The organism is Actinoplanes sp. NPDC026619 (genome assembly GCF_040638295.1).
In the GTDB taxonomy this organism is placed as follows: domain Bacteria; phylum Actinomycetota; class Actinomycetes; order Mycobacteriales; family Micromonosporaceae; genus Actinoplanes.
Genome location: NZ_JBEZYA010000036.1, coordinates 57,873 through 75,382 on the forward strand (window position 1 = coordinate 57,873; position 17,510 = coordinate 75,382).

The 17,510-nt window shown below is 71.5% G+C and carries 18 protein-coding genes; 5 read left to right on the forward strand and 13 right to left on the reverse strand.

Going from position 1 to position 17,510, the window contains the following annotated elements; genetic code table 11:
• Window positions 1-60: 60 nt before the first annotated feature.
• Window positions 61-381 (reverse strand): metalloregulator ArsR/SmtB family transcription factor, encoded by a 321-nt coding sequence (locus AB0E90_RS45130; protein WP_360418661.1) that lies wholly within the window; start codon window positions 379-381, stop codon window positions 61-63.
• Between the two features lie 205 nt (window positions 382-586).
• On the opposite strand from AB0E90_RS45130, the gene AB0E90_RS45135 reads away from it, so the two are divergent.
• Window positions 587-1,459: an LLM class F420-dependent oxidoreductase gene (locus AB0E90_RS45135; protein WP_360418663.1), complete on the forward strand. Its 873-nt coding sequence runs from the start codon at window positions 587-589 to the stop codon at window positions 1,457-1,459.
• Complete coding sequence (locus tag AB0E90_RS45140; protein ID WP_360418731.1) at window positions 1,456-2,268, forward strand: acyl-CoA thioesterase domain-containing protein; 813 nt, start codon at window positions 1,456-1,458, stop codon at window positions 2,266-2,268. Before AB0E90_RS45135 ends, AB0E90_RS45140 begins: the two co-directional genes overlap by 4 nt.
• On the opposite strand, the gene AB0E90_RS45145 is transcribed toward AB0E90_RS45140, so the two are convergent.
• Genes AB0E90_RS45145 through AB0E90_RS45180 form a run of 8 tightly spaced genes read right to left on the reverse strand, consistent with a single transcriptional unit; the run spans window position 2,247 to window position 10,008 of the window.
• Window positions 2,247-3,437, reverse strand: coding sequence for an MFS transporter (locus AB0E90_RS45145; RefSeq protein WP_360418665.1), 1,191 nt, complete (start codon window positions 3,435-3,437; stop codon window positions 2,247-2,249). The genes AB0E90_RS45140 and AB0E90_RS45145 overlap by 22 nt on opposite strands.
• Window positions 3,434-4,330 (reverse strand): enoyl-CoA hydratase, encoded by an 897-nt coding sequence (locus AB0E90_RS45150; protein WP_360418667.1) that lies wholly within the window; start codon window positions 4,328-4,330, stop codon window positions 3,434-3,436. The genes AB0E90_RS45145 and AB0E90_RS45150 overlap by 4 nt, the downstream gene beginning before the upstream one ends.
• 9 nt (window positions 4,331-4,339) lie before the next feature.
• A complete protein-coding gene (locus tag AB0E90_RS45155) occupies window positions 4,340-5,440 on the reverse strand; it encodes an acyl-CoA dehydrogenase family protein (RefSeq protein ID WP_360418669.1) in 1,101 nt (366 codons plus the stop codon).
• A 9-nt stretch (window positions 5,441-5,449) separates the two neighbouring features.
• Window positions 5,450-6,616, reverse strand: coding sequence for an acyl-CoA dehydrogenase family protein (locus AB0E90_RS45160; RefSeq protein WP_360418671.1), 1,167 nt, complete (start codon window positions 6,614-6,616; stop codon window positions 5,450-5,452).
• Between the two features lie 11 nt (window positions 6,617-6,627).
• Window positions 6,628-7,353 carry an ABC transporter ATP-binding protein gene (locus tag AB0E90_RS45165; protein WP_360418673.1) on the reverse strand — a complete coding sequence of 242 codons (726 nt, stop codon included), beginning with the start codon at window positions 7,351-7,353 and terminating at the stop codon, window positions 6,628-6,630.
• Entirely contained in the window at window positions 7,346-8,149 is an 804-nt protein-coding gene (locus tag AB0E90_RS45170) for an ABC transporter ATP-binding protein (RefSeq protein ID WP_360418676.1), read from the reverse strand. The genes AB0E90_RS45165 and AB0E90_RS45170 overlap by 8 nt, the downstream gene beginning before the upstream one ends.
• The gene (locus tag AB0E90_RS45175) at window positions 8,142-9,149 is read right to left on the reverse strand and encodes a branched-chain amino acid ABC transporter permease (protein WP_360418678.1); all 1,008 of its coding nucleotides are present in this window, start codon (window positions 9,147-9,149) and stop codon (window positions 8,142-8,144) included. Before AB0E90_RS45175 ends, AB0E90_RS45170 begins: the two co-directional genes overlap by 8 nt.
• Window positions 9,136-10,008 carry a branched-chain amino acid ABC transporter permease gene (locus AB0E90_RS45180; protein WP_360418680.1) on the reverse strand — a complete coding sequence of 291 codons (873 nt, stop codon included), beginning with the start codon at window positions 10,006-10,008 and terminating at the stop codon, window positions 9,136-9,138. The genes AB0E90_RS45175 and AB0E90_RS45180 overlap by 14 nt, the downstream gene beginning before the upstream one ends.
• 191 nt (window positions 10,009-10,199) lie before the next feature.
• On the opposite strand from AB0E90_RS45180, the gene AB0E90_RS45185 reads away from it, so the two are divergent.
• Window positions 10,200-11,363: a branched-chain amino acid ABC transporter substrate-binding protein gene (locus tag AB0E90_RS45185; RefSeq protein ID WP_360418683.1), complete on the forward strand. Its 1,164-nt coding sequence runs from the start codon at window positions 10,200-10,202 to the stop codon at window positions 11,361-11,363.
• A 63-nt stretch (window positions 11,364-11,426) separates the two neighbouring features.
• On the opposite strand, the gene AB0E90_RS45190 is transcribed toward AB0E90_RS45185, so the two are convergent.
• The gene (locus tag AB0E90_RS45190) at window positions 11,427-11,882 is read right to left on the reverse strand and encodes a MaoC/PaaZ C-terminal domain-containing protein (protein WP_360418685.1); all 456 of its coding nucleotides are present in this window, start codon (window positions 11,880-11,882) and stop codon (window positions 11,427-11,429) included.
• Window positions 11,883-11,906: 24 nt separating this feature from the next.
• Window positions 11,907-12,440: a MaoC family dehydratase N-terminal domain-containing protein gene (locus AB0E90_RS45195; RefSeq protein ID WP_360418687.1), complete on the reverse strand. Its 534-nt coding sequence runs from the start codon at window positions 12,438-12,440 to the stop codon at window positions 11,907-11,909.
• Between the two features lie 96 nt (window positions 12,441-12,536).
• Between AB0E90_RS45195 and AB0E90_RS45200 the strand changes: the two genes are divergently transcribed.
• Together AB0E90_RS45200 and AB0E90_RS45205 are read left to right on the forward strand one after the other, a co-directional pair.
• Window positions 12,537-13,730, forward strand: a complete 1,194-nt coding sequence (locus AB0E90_RS45200) for a CoA transferase (RefSeq protein ID WP_360418689.1) — start codon at window positions 12,537-12,539, stop codon at window positions 13,728-13,730.
• Window positions 13,723-14,874 carry a CoA transferase gene (locus AB0E90_RS45205; protein WP_360418691.1) on the forward strand — a complete coding sequence of 384 codons (1,152 nt, stop codon included), beginning with the start codon at window positions 13,723-13,725 and terminating at the stop codon, window positions 14,872-14,874. The genes AB0E90_RS45200 and AB0E90_RS45205 overlap by 8 nt, the downstream gene beginning before the upstream one ends.
• On the opposite strand, the gene AB0E90_RS45210 is transcribed toward AB0E90_RS45205, so the two are convergent.
• Window positions 14,839-16,083, reverse strand: a complete 1,245-nt coding sequence (locus AB0E90_RS45210) for an MFS transporter (protein WP_360418693.1) — start codon at window positions 16,081-16,083, stop codon at window positions 14,839-14,841. The genes AB0E90_RS45205 and AB0E90_RS45210 overlap by 36 nt on opposite strands.
• Window positions 16,080-17,504, reverse strand: coding sequence for an NAD-dependent succinate-semialdehyde dehydrogenase (locus AB0E90_RS45215; RefSeq protein WP_360418695.1), 1,425 nt, complete (start codon window positions 17,502-17,504; stop codon window positions 16,080-16,082). The genes AB0E90_RS45210 and AB0E90_RS45215 overlap by 4 nt, the downstream gene beginning before the upstream one ends.
• Window positions 17,505-17,510 lie beyond the last annotated feature (6 nt).

A 17,510-nucleotide genomic window follows, 5' to 3' on the forward strand; every position in this document is an offset into this window, starting at 1 on the left:
GCCATGGTCGATCAGCCGAGCGGCCCTGACCTGCCCGATTGCGGGTCGCACCGCGGCCGCTCAGGCGGTCTTGGCGCGCCGGCGGGTGGCCAGCCCGAGATCTTGATTGGTCTGGGCGATCACCTGCCGGAGGACGTCGCGCTGGAGCCGGTAGAAGTAGTTCCGGCCTTCCTTGCGCACCTCGAGCAGACCCGCGTGGTAAAGGATCTTGATGTGGTACGAGATCGTCGGCTTGCTCACTGTGACGAGCTGGTCGAGCGCGGTCGACGGGAATTCGTCGACCTTCGCCATCTCGACGATCATGGCCCACCGCACCGGATCGGCCAGGGCCTTGAAGACTTCGGTCACGTCCGCCGGTGGCGGGGCTACCTTCGGGGCCAATCTGACTCCTCGGACCGGCCTCGACCGAACCGGCGAGACACTGGACAGATAGTTTGATGTCTTTAACGCTATCAGAGGATGCCGTCACCGGCTCTTTCCCGGCCTTGACTTACGCCAACATCACACCCAGGCTTGTCCGTACGCTGTTATTGTTCGCGAACGATCGAACTATCCAGCTTCGAACGAGACACTGCGGAGGACATCGATGAAGTTCGGATTGTCCCTGGTCGGCCTCCGCCCCCGGTGGTACGCCGACGTGGCCCGGCTGGCCGAGTCCAACGGCTTCGAATCGGTGTGGCTGGCCGAACATCTGATCCTGCCGGCCGAGATGCCGAACACCTATCTCTACTCGGACACCGGCTTTCCGCCGATCACGCCGGACACCCCGATCTACGACCCCTGGGTCATGCTGGCCGGGGTCGCCGCCGTCACCACCCGCATCCGGCTGGGCACCAACGTCTACGTGCTGCCGCTGCGCCATCCGCTGGTGACCGCGCGCTCGGTGATCACGCTGGACCGGATGTCCGGCGGCCGGGTCACCCTCGGCGCCGGCGTCGGCTGGCTCGCCGACGAGTACGCCGCCACCGGCCAGGACTTCTCCGAACGCGGCCGGCGGATGGACGAGATCATCCCGCTGTTGCGCACGCTCTGGACCTCGGACGGCCCGGTCGAGCACCACGGCAAGTACTACGACTTCGACCCGGTCCGGTTCGCCCCGCGCACGTTGCAGCGCCCGTGCGTGCCGATCGAGATCGGCGGCACCAGCGCCCCGGCGATCCGGCGGGCGGGCCGGCTCGGCGACGGCTGGATCGAGCTCGGCGCGGCGTCGGCGGCCGAGCTGACCGGCCTGATCGGTGCGGTGCAATCCGAGCGGGCAGCAGCCGGCCGGTCCGGCCTGCCGTTCGAGATCACCTCGGGGTTCGGCCGCGATCCGGCCGGGGTGGCGGCGGCCGCCGCGGCCGGGGTCACCCGCACCCTGGTCAGTTATCCGGGCGATGCGCGCACCTCGACACTGGACGACGTGCTGGGCTGGCTCGACGAATACTCCCGAGAGGTGGTCGACCGTTGGCCGATGTGACCGAACTGCTCGCCCTGCTCACCCTCGAACCGGCGGCCGACGGCGTCTTCCGGCCGACCTACTACCCGCCCGACGGCCCGGGGTTCGTGTTCGGTGGCCAGCTCCTGGCCCAGGCGATGTCGGCGGCGTCGGCCACGGTCGGCCCGGACCGGGCGCCGCACTCGTTGCACGCCCACTTCCTCGCGGCCGGGCGGCCGGGGCGGGAGCTGACGTACCACGTGGAGCCGCTGCGCGACGGCGGGTCGTTCAGCTCGCGCCGGGTCACTGCCGCTCAGGAGCACGGCGCCGTCTTCGTCGGCACCGTCTCGTTCAACCGGGCCCGGCCGGCCGACGGCCTGGCCGACTACCGGGTGCCGGCGCCGCCCGCGCCACAGCCCGACGACGAGCACCATCGGTGGACGCCGGTGATGGGCGGCCTCGGCCTGTTCTCCGCGTTCGAGCTACGGGAGATGCCGCCGCCGGAGCCCGCGGCGGACGGCACGTTCTCGTACACCCGGCGGTTGTGGTGGCGGACGGCCGGCGAGCTGCCCGACGACCCGGCGCTGCACGCGGCGGTGTTCGCCTTCGCCTCCGACTTCGGGGTGACCATCGCATCGTCGGTGACCGCCGGGCTGTACGGCCGGGCCGAGGTGCAGACCAGCCTGGACCACGGGCTGTGGCTGCATCGCCCGCTCCGGGCCGACCGGTGGGTGCTGATGGACCTCGTGCCGGTGTCGAACGCGGCCTCGCGCGGCTTCGTCCGGGGCAGCCTGTTCGACGCGGACGGAACGCTGGTGGCCTCGCTGGCTCAGGAGACGCTGGTTCGCTGAGGTCGCCGCCAGCGGCGGGTGGTGTCTATCCGGGCGATCAGCAGCAGCGCGACCGCGGTGCCGGAGCCGGCGGCCAGCACGCCGAGCGCCGGGCGGTACCCGCCGAAGGCGTCGTGCATCAGGCCGAGCACCACCGGACCGCCGGCGGTGCCGATGGTCGACACCACGTTGAGGCGGGCGTAGCTCCGGTCGAACCGGGCCATGCCGAACGCGGTCAGCATGTGCAGCGGCATCAGCACCACCGCGTTGCCGACCGTGACGCCGAGCAGGGCCGTCGCCGCGATCAGGGTGCGCAGGTCGTCCGCGACGGCCAGCAGCGCCATGGCGGCCGCCTGCACGGCCGCCACCACGCAACTGAATCGCAGCAGGCCGAGACCGGCGAGCATCGGTATGCCCAGCAGGCGGGCCCCGACGCTGGCGGCGGCGAGGGCGGTCAGCGCCAGGGCGCCGCCGTGGATGTTCCGGTCGGCGGCGATCGTCAGCACGTGCGCGACCGCGCCGACCTGAGACAGCATCAGCAGGCCGAACCCGGCTCCCAGCAGCGGGAACGTGAAGCGGCCCGGATCGGGAATCACCGGCGCTGCCACGCGCGCCACGGCCTGCGCCGGCCGGGCCGGCTCGCGGATGACGGCGGCGACCAGGGCGACCACGCCGAAGACTGCCACCGCGAGCCAGACCGTCGCGGTCGCCAGACCCTGCCGCTCGATCAGCAGCACCACGAACGGCGGCACGACCGCTCCACCGGCCGACATCCCGGTGGTGGCGATGGTGAGCGCCTTCGCGGGGTCGGGTGCGAACCAGCGGGTGATCAGCGAGGTGCACGGCACGACCGCCATCAGCGCGCCGACCCCGCCACTGAGGCCGAACGACAGCCACAGCGACCAGGCCGAGCCGGTGCGGCCCAGCAGGAGCAGCCCGGCCGCGGTGCCGGCCGCCCCGGCCGGCAGCAGCACCCGGACTCCGAGGCGGGGCAGCAACCGTGCGGCGAGCAGGCCGCCGAGACCGGCACACACGAAGGACAGGGCCGGCCCGGAGGACGCGAGGGACAGGCCGAACCCGCGATCGCCGGTGAGTGCGGCGACGTACGCCGACGTGGCGTAGAAGCCGACCCCGGTGCCGGCCGCGAGCACCAGGAACACGCCGGCCACCGCGATCCAGCGGCGGCTCATGACGATGCCTGGTCGACCTTCGACGGTCGTACCGGCGGCGCCTGGTTCCAGGCCGGCACGCCGAGTTCGGGGGTGCCGGCCGGATAGCCGCCGGTGCGCTCCGCCCAGTGCGAATGGTTGAGCTGGTGGATGGTGAAGCAGGCGTTGAGGGCGTTGTGGAAGCCCATGTTGTCCACGGTCTGGTTGACCGACTCCTTGATCATCAAGGCGGCCATCGTGTCCAGCCGGGCGATCCGGCCGGCCAGCTCGAGGGTCTGCCCGGACAGGTCGGCGGGTGCGAAGACCTTGCTCACCATGCCCAGCCGGTGGGCCTCGGCGGCGTCGATCGAGTCGCCGGTCAGCAGCAGCTCCTTGGCCTTGCGCGGGCCGAACTCCCAGGGATGGCCGAAGTACTCGACGCCGCACATGCCGAGGCGGGTGCCGACCACGTCGGCGAACTCGGTGCCCTCGGCGGCGACGATCAGGTCGCAGGCCCACGCCAGCATGAGGCCGGCCGCGTACACCTTGCCGTGGACCTCGGCGATGGTGATCTTCCGGAGGTCCCGCCAGCGGAGGGTGTTGCGGAAGAAGTAGTGCCACTCCTGCAACGACCGGCCCTCGGCTGCCGGGCGGGTGCCGCCGTTGCCGGCCCGGGTCGGATGCTGCCCGGGGCCGGGCTCCAGCTCGGCGAGCGAGACCTTCGAGCCCATGTCGTGGCCGGCCGAGAACATCGGGCCGGCGCCGCGCAGCACCACCACGCGTACGGTGTCGTCGGCCTCGGCGGCCAGCATCGCCGCGTCGAGCTCGACCAGCAGCCCGCGGTTCTGCGCGTTGCGGGCCTCGGGGCGGTTGAGGGTGATCCGCGCGATGGTGCCGCCGGCCGTGGTCTCGTAGTCGAGGTAACTGAATTCCACGACGCCCCCTCAGCCCAGCAGAGCGTCGGCGAGGCGTTCACGGTGGTGGTCCTCGTCGCCGAGGTCCAGCTCCCAGTGACGCAACCGGCGGGTGAACAGCTGCACGTCGGCCTCCATCATGAAGGCGAAACCGGCGTGCACCTCGTGTGCTCGCTCGGCCGCCAGCCGGGCGGTGGCACTGGCTCGGGCCTTCGCCTCGGCCACCGCCGGTGCGGCCGGCTCGCCCAGGTCGAGCAGGGCCGCGGCGCGCAGGGTGGCCAGCGAGGCGAGCTCGGCCGCGATGGCGATGTCGGTGCAGAGATATTGCACGGCCTGGTACGCCCCGATGGACTTGCCGAACTGCTCCCGCGAGCGGGCGTAGGCCACCGACAGCTCGAGCAGCCGTTCGGCCGCCCCGACGATCTGCGCCGACCGCAGCACCGCCGCCCGGTCGAGGACCGGGCCCAGCACGTCCCACCCCATCGAGGGGGCGCCGACCAGGCCGGATGCGGCGACGTGGTGGAACGTGACGGTGAACAGCGGCGCTCCGGCGATGTTGGCGCTGCGGGTCACCTCGAGCCCGGTCGCCCCCGGGTCGACCAGGGCCAGGGTCACGCCGTCACCGGTGCGGGCCGCGACCAGCAGCCATCCCGCGGTGTCCAGGTAGGGCACCAGCACCTTCGTGCCGGTCAGCCGGATGCCGCCGCCGGTGAGCTCGCCGGTCAGCCGGATCCCGGCCGGGCCGTACTCGCCGCCCGGCTCCATCAGGGCCGGCACCACGGTCGTCTCGCCGCCGAGCACCGCGCGGAGCAGGCCGTCCTGGCCGCCGGCCGCGGCCAGCACGCCGCCGGCGACGACCGCCGACTCCAGGTGCGGCGAGGCGCACAGCGAGCGGCCGATCTCCTGATAGAGCACGGCGAGATCGAGCACCCCGCCGCCGGAGCCGCCGGACTCCTCGGTGTGACCGAGGCCGGTCCAGCCGAGCGTGGCCATCGTGCGCCAGACGCCGGGGTCGTAACCGGCCGGGTCGTCCTCCAGCCGGCGTACCGCGGTGAGGGGTGACTTGTCGGTGAAGAAGTCGCGCGCCACCTTGGCCAGTTCGAGCCGCATGTCGTCGAGTACGAAATCCATGTGTCCCCCTCAGCGTGGCAAGCCGAGCCCGCGCGTGGCGAGCACCATCCGCTTGACCTGTGACGTGCCGCCGGCGTGGTTACGGAAGGCCTGCCTGTACCAGGCCTCCGGGCCGCCGTCCATGGGTGCGAAGGGCGCGCCCTCGCCCAGCTGCCCGAGCGGTCCGGAGATCAGGTTGGTCAGCTCGGCGAACCGTGGCATGCCCTCCTTCTGGACGACCACGCCGAGCGCGCCGGCGTACGGCTGGGGCCGGCCGGCGAGCATCGTGCCCAGCGACTGGTAGGTCAGCAGCCGCTGGCCCTCGATGATCAGCGACATCTCGACCAGGCGGTCGCGGGTGAGCGGGTCCTCGATCAGCGGCCGGCCCCGCCGCCGGGTGCTCCGGCAGAACGCGATGAGCTTGTCCAGCACCCGTTGCTGTTCCATGTAGGCGGCCTGGACCGTGCCGCCGTAGAAGGCGTTCATGATCAGGTTCCAGCCCCGGTGCAGCTCGCCGATCAGGGCGTCGGCCGGCACTACGACGTCGTCGAGGAACGTGTGGTTCTGCCGGCCGCCGCCGAGGTTGTACAGCGGGGTCAGGGTCACCCCGGGCGCCTTGAGGTCGAGGCAGAAGATGCTGATCCCGCGGTGCCGGGGCGCGTCCGGGTCGGTGCGCGCCGCCAGGAACATCACGTCGGCGTGGCTGCCCCAGGTGGTGTACGTCTTCTGCCCGTTGACCACCCAGTCGTTGCCGCGGCGTTCGGCCCGGGTGGTCAGCGCGGCCAGGTCGGAACCCGCCCCCGGCTCGGTGAAGCCTTCGGCCCAAAACACGTCGCTGCGCGCGATCGGCGGCAGGAACCGCCTCTTCTGCTCCGGGGTGCCGCCGACCAGCAGCGCGCCGGCCGCGAGCCCCCAGCCGATGGTGTTGGCCAGCGGCGCCTCGCGGTACGCGAACTCCTCCGCCAGGATCAGCCGGTCGATCATCGGCCGGCCCAGTCCGCCGTACTCGGTCGGCCAGGTGAGCCCGATCCAGCCCCGGGCGGAGACCCTGCGGGTGAACTCGACGGCGAACTTCCAGTACTCCTCGTCCTCGCAGAACTCCGTGCTGCGCTCCCATTTCGGGGGCAGCTCGTCGTCCAGGAAGGCGCGCACCTCGGCCCGCCACTCCTGCTGTTGCTCGGTGAATCGGGGATCCATCAGGCCACCTCTCAGGTCGTGGACGGCTCGGGTTCGTCGGCGCCGTGGCCGAGATAGGAATCGAGCATCGCGTCGCGGTCGCTGAGGTCGGCCGCGGAGCCCTGCAACGCGATGTCCCCGGAGAGCAGCACGTAGCCCCGGTCGCACAGGCTGAGGGCGACCGCGGCGTTCTGCTCGACCAGCAGGATCGGCATCTGCGACTTCACCCGGGCCAGCGCCGCGTAGACCGCCTGGACCACGACCGGCGCCAGGCCGAGCGACGGCTCGTCCAGCATCAGCAGCCGGGGCGCGGACATCAGCGCGCGGCCGATCGCCACCATCTGCTGCTCGCCGCCGGACAGCGCCCAGCCGAGCCGTTTGCGCAGCGGGACGAGCGGCGGGAAGAGCTCGTAGACGTCGGCCAGGTCGAAGATGGTCGTGCGGCCGGATCGTGCGGTCTGGCCGACCTGGAGGTTCTCGTGCACGGTCAGCGCCGAGAAGACGTGCCGGCCCTCGGGCACATGGATGAGACCGCGGGAGGCCAGGGTCTCGGGCGCCAGCCGGGTCACCTCCTCCCCGTCGAAGAGGATCTTTCCCTCGCTCGGGATCAGCCGGGAGATCGCCCGCAGGGTGGAGGTCTTGCCGGCCCCGTTCGCGCCGAGCAGCGCGGTCGCCTGCCCGGCCGGGACGTCGAGGTCGATGGTGTTGACGGCGACGGTCGCCCCGTAGGTCACCCGCAGCCCGCGCAGCTCAAGCATTGTCGGCCACCTTCCCGAGACTGTTCTGCACCGATGGGTCCTCGGCGACGACGCCGAGGTAGGCGTTGGCCACCTTGGGGTCGGCCCAGACGGCGGCCGGTTCGCCGGTGGCGATGACCCGGCCGAGTTCGAGCACCACCAACCGGTGGCAGAGCTCCTCGAGGAAGTCGATCTTGTGCTCGACCACCAGCAGCGCCGGGCCGCCGCGTCCGCGCCATTCGTGCAGGAGCTTGACCAGGTTGGTGGTCTCGACGTGGTTCAGGCCGGCCGCCGGCTCGTCCAGCAGCAGCGTGCCGGGCTTCCCGGCGTAGACGCGGGCCAGTTCCAGCCGGCGGCGCTCGCCGTAGGAGAGCACGCCGGCAGGGGACTGCGCCGAGTCGGCGAGGCCGACGAACTCCAGGGCGTCCAGGGCTTCGGCCCAGCGCCCGTGTTCCGCGCGCATGAGCGCGCGTCGTCGCAGCCAGGCCACCCCGATGCTGCGCAGCCGGCGGTCCGGCAGGCCCAGCAGCACGTTCTCCAGGCAGGTGAGGTCGTCGTGCACCTGGGGGGTCTGGAACGTGCGCAGCACCCCGGACGCGGCGATCGCGCCGGCCCGGCCCAGCGGCACCGGGCGGTCGCCGACGGTGAGCTTGCCGGTGGCCGGGACCAGGCCGGTCATCGCGTTGATGAAGGTGGACTTGCCGGAGCCGTTGGGTCCGATCAGGCCGAGCACCTCGCCGTCGCCGACGGTGAGCGAGACCGAGTTGACGGCGATCACGCCGCCGAACCGAACGGTGATGTCACGCGCCTCAAGCACGACGCACCAGCCTTCCCAGAGTGTGCCGGAGCCCGGCGATGCCGCGCGGGAACGCCACGATGATCACGAGGATCGCCAGGGCGTAGATGACCTCGGCGTACTTGGACGCGTCCCGCAGGAACTCCGGGAGGTAGACGAGGATGACGGCGCCGATGATCGCGCCGTACATCGAGACCATCCCGCCGAGCAGCAACATGAGCAGCACCAGCAGGGAGAGGTCGATGTTGAAGGCCTCGACGCTGAAGAAGCCGGAACCGTGCGCATAGAGCGAGCCGGCGGCGCCCTGGATTCCGGACCCCACGGCAAACCCCATCAGCTGCAGGCGTACGGGTTTGAGCCCGGTGACCGCCGCGACCGGTCCCTTGTCCCGGGCGAACGCCAGGTCACGGGCCACCGGGGAGCGGAAGAAGAGCACGGTCAGCAGTAACAGCACCGCCAGTATGCCGAGCCCCAGGTAGTACTTGGACTGCCCGGAGATCAGCTGGTAGCCGAAGATCGACGGCACCGCGATGTCGCTGACCCCCTCGTAGCCGCCGGTGAAGCTGGTCCACTCGCGGAACAGGATGACGATGAGGCTGCCGAGCGCCATCGTGGCGATCGCGAAGTAGATCTCGGAGCAGCGGGCGAAGGCCAGCTTGGTCAGCGCGCCGATGGCGGCGGTCACCACGACCGCGGCGACCAGGCCGGACCAGAAGCCGCCCAGGTGCCGGGCGGCCCAGACCGAGACGTAGGCGCCGACGGCGTACATCCCGAACACCGCGAAGGTGAACTGGCCGGCCAGTGCGAAGCACCAGTAGAAGCCGAGCGTCAGCAGCGAGTAGATCAGCACGTTGTTGAGCAGGCCGAGGTCGTAGGCATCGGACTGGATCAGCGGCGGGAAGAGGGCCAGGAAGACGATCACCGCGAGCAGCGGGAACTGCTTCCCCTGGAAGGCGGGCGGTATCGCCCGGCCGAGCTTGGCCGGGGCGGCCGGCTTCTCCATCAGTTCAGTACCGGACACCGGTCACGCTCCTGACGAGTCCCTGGGGCCGCACCGCGAGCACCAGGATGAGAATGAGGAACGGGTAGGCGTCGACCAGGTTCGGCGAGATGTATCCGGCGGCCAGGGCCTGCACCACCGCGACGAACATCGCCGCGAACGCGACGCCGGCGAGTCGTTCGCTGCCGCCGAGGACGACGGCGGCGAACGCGTTGAGCAGCAGGCCGAACCCGAGCCCGGGGGAGACCGACAGGATCGGGGCGACGAGCACCCCGGCCAGCCCGGCGAGGGCGGCCGACACCCCGAAGGTGAGCGGGGAGAGGCGCCGGACCTTGATGCCCATCAGCAGGGCGGTCTCCCGGTCGACGGCGAGCGCCCGGACCTGGCGGCCCACCGCGGTCTTCTGGAACAGCAGGTACACCGCGACGCCGACCAGGGCCAGCACGCCGACGATGAGCAGCGACTGCTGGGGGATCCGCGCGCCGAACAGCGAGAAGGTGCCGCCGAACGGGGCGGGCAGGTCTCGCGGCGTGGTGCCCTGCCAGAGCACCAGCAGCGCCCGGATGCCCAGGCCCAGGGCGAAGGTCGAGATGACGATCACCAGGGGACTTCGGCCGCGGAGCGGGGCGTAGCCGACCCGCTCGAGCGCTACGCCGGCCGCGAAGAGCAGCACGATGACGAGGCCGAACACCACCGGTTGCGGCAGGCCCTCCTTCACCAGTAACCAGAAGCCGACGAACGCGCCCAGGGTCAGCAGGTCGCCCTGGGCGAAGTTGATGATTCCGGTGGCCTTCTGCAGCAGGACGATCCCGAGCGCTACCAGCGCATAGATCGAGCCGTTCGCGATGCCGTTGGCCAGGAGCGATACGAAGCGTTCCACTCACGCCTCCAAAATTCTCGAACTATCCGCGCAACCCGGATCTTGGCAGAATGTGACCCGGATCTCAAGGCCGTCGCCGCTATTTGTTTTAGAAATATAAAACTATTGACCGGTCTTTGGAAAGACGCCTAGATTCCGGCCTGACGCCTCCCGTGACACCAGGTCCGGGTATGAGCCCGAGGGGGTCTGACGTGGCGAACAGACTCAAGAAACTGTCGAGCGGTCTGGCCGCGGCGCTGTTGCTCACGGCGTGCGGTCAATCCGGTGGTTCCGGGGGTGAAGTGGCCGCCGGTGCGCCGATCCGCATCGCGTACATGGACATCCTGCAAGGCCCGAATGCCACCGAGGGTGGCGATCGGGGCCTCCAGCTGGCGGTCGAGGAGATCAACGCCGCCGGCGGCATCAACGGCCACAAGCTCGAGGTGAAGTCCTACAACACCGACATCACGCCGCAGGGCGCGGCGACCGCGACCAACCTGGCGCTCAAGGACAAGCCGACCATCATGATCGGGTTCGGTGTCTCGGCCGGGTTGAAGGCGTCGATCAACGCGATCAACCAGGCCGGCATCCCGGTGCTGCACAAGACGCTCGCGTCGATCACGTCGCCGGAGTCGCTGAACTCGAAGCTGACCTTCCGGATCGGCCCGACCACCGACATGTACGCCAAGGCCGGCGACAGCCACCTGTTCGACACCTACAGCGCGAAGAAGGTGCTGGTGGTGCACACCTCCGACGCGGCGCCCACCGAGGGCGCGGCATCCATCAAGAAGGACGCCGAGGCGGCCGGTGTTCAGGTCATCGAGCGGTCGGTGCCGCCGACCGTCACCGACCTGACCGAGGCCGTGCTGGCGGCCAAGGACGTCGACGCGGTGTGGGAGTGGGGCTATGCGACCACCGACGCGCTGTTCGTCAAGCAGATGCAGCAGAACGGCGTGACCAAGCCGATCAACACGTTTTCGGTGCACAGCGCGGCGCGAAGCGGCCTGATCCCGCAGTCGCTGCTCAGTGACAAGATCTCCTACGTCTCCGCCTGCGGGGCCGACGCCCTGCAGACCCCGGAGGCGGTGAAGTTCCGCGCGGCCTTCGCCAAGAAGTACGGCGCGGGCGCGACCGAGCCGTTCCAGCCGAGCTACTACGACGCGGTCTACCTGCTGAAGGCGGCCGTCGAGAAGGCGGCTTCCACCGAGCCGGCGAAGGTGGCGACCGCGCTGGAGACCATCGAGTACACGGGTGTCTGCGGCACCTTCAAGTCCGACGCCGAGCACAACATGCTGCACAACGTGCCGGTCGTCAATTTCCCCGGCGGTCAGCCGGCCCTGACGAAGAACTACGACGCGCTCGAGTCGGCGTTCTGAGTCATCGCGAGAGAAGGGCCCGCCGGCGTTCGCGCCGGCGGGCCTTTCGTCGTGCCGAACCGATCAGTCGTCCAGGTCGGCCACGGTGCCGGCGACCGAGCCGAAGGCCACCGTCGCGGTGCCCGGGGCGATCCGGTTGCCGTCCTGGTCCTCGGTCCAGACCTCCAGGTCGGCCCACGTCTCGCCGCCGTGCTCCCGGGTGCCGGTCACAGTGCCGCGCGCGGTGACGGTCAGCCCCTTGACGGTGGGGGAGCGGAACTGGCAGGCGAGCCGCACCACCCGGCCGCGCCCGTCCAGCCAGGCCTCGAGCAGATCGTGCAGGTACGACCACTGGAGATTGCCCATGCCGAACGCGGACGCGTACCCGGCGGCACGGCCGGCCTCGTCGTCCATGTGGATGGGCACGAACTCGTCGTTGACCGCGGCGTAGCGGTTCCAGTGGTGGAATCCCGGCTCCCATTGCAGCGACGGCAGTGCGGTGCCGGGCTTCAGGTCGGCGTGGGTCGTCAGATCGGACATGATGCCTCCTTCCGGATGGGTCGGTCAGTAGCGGATCAGCGTCACGGCGAGTTTCTTCACCGTCTCGCCGCGCTGGTTGGTCCAGGTGTCCTCGGTCGTGCTCATCAACATCAGGCCGAGCCGGCCGCTGCGCTCGCGGTAACCGGCCAGCCGCGAGACCGACGTGATGACGTCGCCGGGCCGCATGCGCACGCCGTAGGCGACCGACATGCCGCCGTTGAGCTGGAACTTCAGGCCCGGGCCGTCGATGCCGAGCGCCTTCTCGGTGTTGTCCGGGTCGTTGTCGCCCACCTCGCCGGTGGCGAAGCCGGGCTCCCGGGTCAGCCAGGCGAACGGATTGAAGTCCAATGGCGCCACGATCCCGCCGTGCCCGCCGGCGGCCGCGTGCCGCTCGTCCCAGTACTCCCGCGGCGGCCGCTGCGGGTAGTTCACCGCGATGGCCCAGCGGCGGATGTCGGACTCGGCGACGGGATAGGAGACCCGCCGGCCCAGCACCTTGCCGACCGAGGCCTGCATCGCCGCGGAGATGTTCGTGCGTTCGGCGACGTCGTCAGTCATGCCGTCCTCCCCGGATTAAAGTATGATCGTTCGAAAACTTTCAACAGATCGAACTTTAGCGAGCGGTGCCGATGCCGTCAATTTCCGGAGGTGGCCATGATCGGTCCGGGTCCGCTGGACGGTGTGCGGGTGCTCGATCTCGGTGGCGAGATGGGCGGTTACGGCACCCGTCTGCTCGGTGAGCTGGGCGCCGACGTGATCAAGATCGAGCCGCCCGCCGGCGACCGGCAGCGCCGGCGTCCGCCGCTGCGGGCCGGGATCGAGGGGCCGGAGGCGAGCCTCGTCTTCGCGTACTACCAGGCCGGCAAGCGCGGGATAACGCTGGACGCCGGTCGGGACGAGGCGGTGCCGCTGCTCACCGAGCTGGCCGCGGGCGCCGACGCTGTCGTGCTCGCGCCGTCGAAGCGCACACCCGTGGCCGGCCTGGATCGCGCCGCCCGGGCGCTGTCCTGGGCGTCCACGACTGCGGTGGTGGTGTGCCTGACGCCGTACGGGCTCGACGGCCCCCTGCGCGATCTGCGGGCCACGCATTTCACCTCGTACGCCATGGGGGGTCTGATGAAGCGGATGGGAACGCCGGACGGTGAGCCGGTCGCCGTGCCCTACCAGCAGATGCACGATCAGCTGGCCATGCAGGCGGCGGTGGCGGTCCTCGCCGGGCTGCGCGACCGGCCGGTCGCCGGCGGCCAGTTCGTCGAGCTGTCCCTGCACGAGCTGCTCGGGGCGCAGGACGACCAGCTCGACCGGTACGCGGCCAGTTTCGAGATCGCCGGCCGCACCCCGGCGCGGCAGGCGCCACCGACCGGCGTCTGGCAGTGTCTCGACGGCGAGGTGGAACTTCTCGTGCACAACCCGCCGCACTGGCGCGGCGTCGTCCGCCTGCTCGGCTCGCCGCCGGAACTGGCCGATCCGGCGCTCGACGACCGCGGCGAACGGCTGGCCCGGGGGACCGAGATCGCTGCGCTGGTTGGCCCGCGGCTGCTCGCGATGCGGGTCGACGAGGTGGTGGAGCGGGGCCAGAAACTCGGCATTCCGTGCGCCGCGGTGAACTCGCCGGCCGGCTTCGTCGAGGACCCGCAGCCGCGGGCGCGCGGTTACTGGCGTCGGGCGGCCCATCCGGTGCTGGGGACCATCCGCACCCCGGGCGACCCGTTCCGATCCGCCCCGGCCCTGCTGACGCATCGCCGTCGTGCGCCGCTGCTGGGCGAGCACAACACCGTGGTGTACTGCGGCGAGCTCGGGCACGAACCGGCCGAGCTGGCCGCCTGGCGGGAGGACGGCCTTGTCTGAGAAGGGCCTCGCCGGGCTGAAGGTGATCTCCTTCGGCACCGCGATCGCCGGCAACGTCACCGCGATGACCCTCGCCGAGCTGGGCGCCGACGTGATCAAGGTGGAGGCCCCCGGGCGTCCGGACCCGCTGCGGGTGCGGATCTATCCTGATCTGCCGCGGGTGGTCGAGCCGTCCGGCGCCGAGACCAACATCATGTTCGCCGGTTACTCGCGCAGCGTCCGGGACGTGGCGCTGGACATGAAGGATCCCGGCGACCTGGACCGGTTCGGCCGGCTGCTGGCCGTCGCGGACGTGCTCGTCGACAACTTCGCCACCGGGGTGCTGGACCGGTGGGGCCTGGATGCCGGCCGCCTGCGCCACCTCAACCCGGCCCTGGTGCACGTCTCGGTCTCCGGCTACGGGCGGACCGGCCCGCGCGCCCATCACCTGGCCTACGGCAGCAACATCAACGCGTTCCTCGGGCTGAGCCGGGTCTGGGCGCCGCACGGCACCCAGTTCGACTACACCGCCGTCGGGCATGCCCTGATCGCGGTCTTCGCCGGGCTGGCGCACCGCGACCGGACCGGCGGGGGCGTCGCCGTCGACCTGGCCCAGACCGAGGCCGGTGGCGCGCTCATGGCGCCGCTCTACCTGGACTATCTGGTCAACGGCGGGGCCGGCTGGCCTGGTCCGAACGAGGTGCCCGGCTCGCCGCTGTCCGGGGTGTTCGCGTGCCGGGGGCACGACGAGTGGCTCGCCGTCGAGCTGGAGGACGACGAGGACTGGCGGCTGGCCTGCGCCCTGCTCGGCGAGCCGGCGCTCGCCGAACGCTGGGGCGAACCGGCCGCGGTGGCCGGGCTGCGGGCCGCGTTCGCCTCCTGGTGCGCGACCCGGACACCGCACCAGGCCATGTTCGCCGCGCAGCGGGCCGGCCTGGCCGCCGGCGCGGTGCACGACAGCGAGGACCTCTACCTCGACGCGCAGCACCGCAGCCGGGGCTTCGTCGTCGAGGTCGACCACCCCGACCTGGGGCCGCTGGAATATCCCGCGCCGATCCACCGGTTCGGCCGGACCGACGTGCGGGTCCGGCGGCCGTCCCCGCGGGTCGGCGAGCACACCGCCGAGGTGCTACGCGACTGGCTGGGCCCGCACGTCGCGCCGTAGCCCGGCGACCATCAGCCGGAGCACGACCACCGCGCCCACCGCACAGCCGGCCAGCACCAGGTAGCCGGCCCGGTAACCGCCCCATGGACCGGCCGTCCCGTCGTGCACCAGGGAGACCAGCAGCGGTCCGGCGCCGAGGCCGAGCGACATCACCAGCTGGAACAGCGCGGCGATCCGGGCGTAGTCGCGCACTCCGAACGCCTCCACCGCGGTGAGCGGCTGCACCACCGGGGTGTGCCCGATCGCGATGCCGAGCAGCACCGCGCCGGCCGCCAGCCACCCCACCGAGGAGGCGAACCCGAGGGTCACATCGGCCAGCACCTCCACGGCGAAGACGCCGCCCACCACCGTCCACAGCGACATCCGGGACAGTGCCAGGCCGGCGATCACCCGCCCGCCCACCGCGGCGAGGGTCACCAGCGGCACCAGCCAGACGCCCGGATCCAGTCCGCGGCCGGTCGCCAGCCGGACGATGTGCGTGGTGGCGCCGATCTGCGCGGCGGCGAACAGCACGAAGCCGCCCGTCAGCAGCCACAGGACGGGCGAGCGAACCGCGTCCGGGAAGCTCACCTCCCGCGGATGCGGGACCGTTTCCGCGTCGACGGGCGGCACGCCGGTGTCCGGCGTCGCGTGCTTGGTCCGGGGCATCAGAGTCAGCACCGCGGTCGTCGTGATCACCGCGTACGCGACGCCGAGAATGGCCATGGCCGTCCCGAGCGGCTGCCGGTCGAGCAGCACGCTGGAGATCGGGGTGACCACGAAACCGCCCGCCGACAGGCCGATCGACGAGACCGCGAGCGACCGCGCCCGCCGGCCGGGCGGGGTCAGCCGCAGCACCGCGGTGGACCCCGGCAGATAACCGCAGGCGGTGAACGCCGCGCCCATCCCGGCATAGCAGGCGTACGCGTGCCAGAGCGTGTGCGCCTGCCCGAGCAGCCCGAGCGAGGCGCCGCCGAGCACCCCGCCGAAGGCCATCACGGTGCGCGGGTCGACCCGCGTCAGCACCACGCCCATCGGGGCCGCGGCCAGGGCGCCGGCGATGAAGAAGACCGAGGTGCCGGCCGAGACCCCGCTCAGCGACAGCCCCCGGTCGGTGGTCAGGTGCTCGAGGTAGAGCGGTAGTCCGTAGTTGGTGCAGCCGGCGTGCACGGTCAGCGTGATCAGCAGGGCCACCACGATGGTGGACCGGTCCGCGCCGGCCGGCCTCATCGGGCGACCGAGATCCCCACCAGCTTGGTGTCGAGGTACTCCTCGATACCGGCCGGTCCGCCCTCGCGGCCGAGTCCGCTGTCCTTCACCCCGCCGAACGGGGCAGCGGCCGCGGTCGGGTTGATGTCGTTCACGCCGACGATGCCGAACTGCAACTGCTCGGCGACGCGTACGGCCCGGTCGAGGTCGCGGGTGTAGACGTACGACGCCAGGCCGTACCGGGTGTCGTTGGCCAGCTCGACGACCTCGGCCTCGGTGTCGAACGGGATGACCGGCGCGATCGGGCCGAACGTCTCCTCGTGGTAGATGTCCATGTCCCGGGTGATGCCGGTGAGCACGGTCGGCTGGAAGAAGTGGCCGGCGGCCAGGTCGTCCCCGGTCGCCCGGGCCCCGCCGAGCAGGACCTCGGCGCCCTTCGCCCGCGCGTCGGCCACCTGGCGTTCCATCTTTGCCAGCGCGGCCTCGTCGATCAGCGGTCCGACCGCCACGCCGTCGGCGAGCCCGTCGCCGACCCGCATCCCGGCGACCCGCGCCACCAGGGTCTCGAGGAACGGCTCGAGGATGCCGCGCTGCACGTAGATGCGGTTCGGGCAGATGCAGGCCTGGCCGGCGTTGAGGAACTTGACCAGGGCGGCGCCCTTGGCGGCGTGCTTCGGGTCGGCGTCGTCGAAGACCACGAACGGGGCGTGGCCGCCGAGCTCGAGGGAGACCCGCTTCATCGTGGCGGCCGCGCGGGCGGCGAGCGCGCGGCCGATCTCGGTGGAGCCGGTGAAGGTGAGCTTGCGGACCCGGTGGTCGTCGAGCAGCACGTCCCCGACCGGCGCCGGGTCGGAGGTGGTGAGCAGGGTGGCCACGCCGGCCGGGAGGCCCGCATCGTGCAGGATCCGGAACACCTCGATGGCGCAGAGCGGGGTCTGCTCGGCGGGCTTGAGCACGATGGTGCAGCCCGCGGCGACGGCCGGCGCGACCTTGCGGGTGATCATCGAGATCGGGTAGTTCCACGGCGTGATCGCGGCGACCACGCCGACCGGCTGACGCAGCGCCAGCAGCCGCTGGTCGGACCGTGGCGAGGGGATCAGGGTGCCGTAGACCCGTTTGGCCTCCTCGGCGTACCAGCTCAGGAAGTCCGCGGCGTAGCCGACCTCGTTGCGGGCCGCGCGCAGCGGCTTGCCCTGCTCGATCGTCATGAGGCGGGCGAGGTCGCCGGCGCGTTCCAGCATCAGGCCGTGCGCCCGGTGCAGCACGGCCGACCGCTCGTAGGCGGTGCGGCCCGCCCAGCCCGGCAGCGCGGCCGCGGCGGCGTCGACGGCGGCGCGGGCGTCGTCCGGCCCGCAGTCGGGGACGGTGCCGATCTCGGCGCCGGTGGCGGGGTTGTGCACCGTGTACCGGCGCCCGCTGACCTCGGTGTCCGTCACTGTCATGGCATC